At 67.1% G+C, this 2,275-nt stretch carries 2 protein-coding genes; one reads left to right on the top strand and one right to left on the bottom strand.

Features of this window, described 5'->3' with window-relative positions; all coding sequences use genetic code 11:
- Positions 1-238 precede the first annotated feature (238 nt).
- Positions 239-1,930, top strand: a complete 1,692-nt coding sequence (locus ACQ754_RS17005) for an IS1634 family transposase (RefSeq protein WP_440998238.1) — start codon at positions 239-241, stop codon at positions 1,928-1,930.
- Between the two features lie 76 nt (positions 1,931-2,006).
- On the opposite strand, the gene ACQ754_RS17000 is transcribed toward ACQ754_RS17005, so the two are convergent.
- Positions 2,007-2,275, bottom strand: a 269-nt coding sequence (locus tag ACQ754_RS17000; RefSeq protein WP_440998237.1) for a hypothetical protein, incomplete at its 5' end; no start/stop codon positions are given.

Genomic DNA, 2,275 nt, shown 5'->3' with positions numbered 1-2,275 from the left:
ATCGGCGAGGAAGGTGTCGAGTTACTGCTCGCCGAGACCGTCGAGGTCGCCAAGCGCGAAGGCGTGGTGAAGCGCCACCCGGGTTCCACAGGCAAAGGCCGTGAGAGGGGGTGTTTGCGGCCTTAGGCTTCTGTCGAATCAGTGACTTGGGCGCACTGACCGCTGCGGACCGTGTTGTGCCAACTCGTATCGGTTTTGGCATTGATGGACGCTGCGTACTTCGGCATCATGCGATGCCATGTTCATACGCGCCTCTCGCTCCCGGGGACGGACCTATCTGCGGCTGGTGGAGGGCTACCGGGATGAGCACGGGCGCACGCGCCAGCGCCAGATCGCCCAGCTCGGCCGCGCCGATCAGCTCACCGAGGACAAGGTCCGCAGCCTGATTCGCGGCCTGCGCCGGCATACCGGGATGCCCGAGGTCGATCCCGAGGCCGTCGGGTTCGATCCGGCGCGCTCGCTCGGGCCGACGTGGCTGCTCACCGAGCTCTGGCGCGAGCTGGGGTTTGAACACCAGCTGCGGCAGCTGTTCCGCTCCTCGTACCGCGAGTTCGATCTGGAGGCGGTGATCCGCGTGTTGGTGTTCAACCGGCTGTGTGATCCGCAGAGCAAGCTCGGCGTGCTGCGCTGGCTGGAGCGGGTGCATATGCCGGGTGTGGCCACCGCCGGGCTCCATCACGAGCAGTTGCTGCGCGCCATGGATGCGCTGATTGGCCAGCGCGAGGCGCTGGAGCGCACCACCACCTCGCTGCTGCGCCCGCTGCTCGACCAGGAACTCGCCGTGGTGTTCTACGACATCACCACGGTGGCGATCCACGGTGAGCACCACGTCCATGGCGATCTGCGCCAGCTCGGGCGGAGTAAAGACACCCATGGGATCCACCGCCAGTTCGCCCTCGGGGTCATCCAAACCGCCGAGGGGCTGCCCGTCGCCCATGAGGTCTTCGAGGGCAACGTTGCGGAGACGAAGACGCTGGCGCCGATGATCACCCGGCTGCTGGAGCGCTTCCGGCTGCAACGGGTGGTGGTGGTTGCTGACCGGGGGCTGTTGAGCCTCGACAACGTGGACACCCTGGAGGCACTGGGGCGTGAGCAGGGTCTGGCCGTGGACTACATCCTGGCGGTGCCGGGCCGGCGCTACGGCGAGTTCGCCGAGGTGATGGAGCGTCTCCATCCGGCGCTGGCCAAGCAGACCGAGGGATCCGGCGAGGAGGCCGTCACCGAGACTACCTGGGCCGGCCGGCGCCTGGTGGTCGCCCACAACCCCGAGCGCGCCGCCGAGCAGGGCGCGAACCGGCGCCGACGCATCGAGCGGGTCGATGAGCTGGGCCAGCGTCTGGCCCGGCGGCTGGACAACCAGGACGCCGGAAAGGCGGGCCGTGGGCGGCGCTCCTCGGATCGAAGCGCCTACCAGCGCTTCCACAAGGCGGTCATCGAGCAGCGTCTATCGGGGATCATCAAGGCCGACCTCTCGGCCCCGCGGTTCCACTACGACATCGACGACGAGGCCTGGGCGGCCGCCGAGCGCCTCGATGGCAAGCTGCTGCTGGTGACCAGCCTCAGCGAGCGCGAGGCCAGCGAGATCGTGGCGCGCTACCGCGCGCTCGCCGATATCGAGCGCGGCTTCCGGGCGCTGAAGTCCAGCCTGGACATCGCCCCGGTTCATCACCGCCTGCCCGACCGTATCCGCGCCCACGCGCTGATCTGCTTCCTCGCACTGGTGCTCTACCGCGTGCTGCGCATGCGCCTGCACGCGAGCGACACCGGCTATGGCAGCGTCGAGCGTGCCTTCGAGGCGCTGGAGACGGTGCAGTGGCACCGTGCCGAGATCAACGGCGAGGCACTCACCGGCGTGTCGGTCAGCCCCGAGCAACGCCAGCTGTTCAAGGACCTGGAGGTGCGCCCACCGAGTCGCACGCACATCGCCTAAGTTGTGCCAAAAATGTCGACCGCCTCTCGGTGGATCAACAACTTATCGCTGTGGCTGTGGAACTTCGGGTGTCGAGTTACTGCTCGCCGAGACCGTCGAGGTCGCCAAGCGCGAAGGCGTGGTGAAGCGCCAGAGCCTGGAGCGCGTGAGCATGGACACCACCGTCCAGGAGAAGGCGATCACGTACCCGACGGATGCCAAGCTTTACGCCCGCGGGATCCGGAATCTGACCAAGCTTGCCCAGCGGCACGGCATCACCCTGCGCCAGAGCTCTCAAGTTCCACAGCCACAGCGATAAGTTATTGATCCGTCGGTGGGCGGTTGGCATTTTTGGCACAACTACGC

Origin of the sequence: Arhodomonas sp. SL1 (assembly GCF_052060015.1) — a bacterium.
Lineage (GTDB): Bacteria > Pseudomonadota > Gammaproteobacteria > Nitrococcales > Nitrococcaceae > Arhodomonas.
Note: the sequence above shows the minus strand (reverse complement) of the source record. Positions and strands in the feature narration are given on the sequence as shown.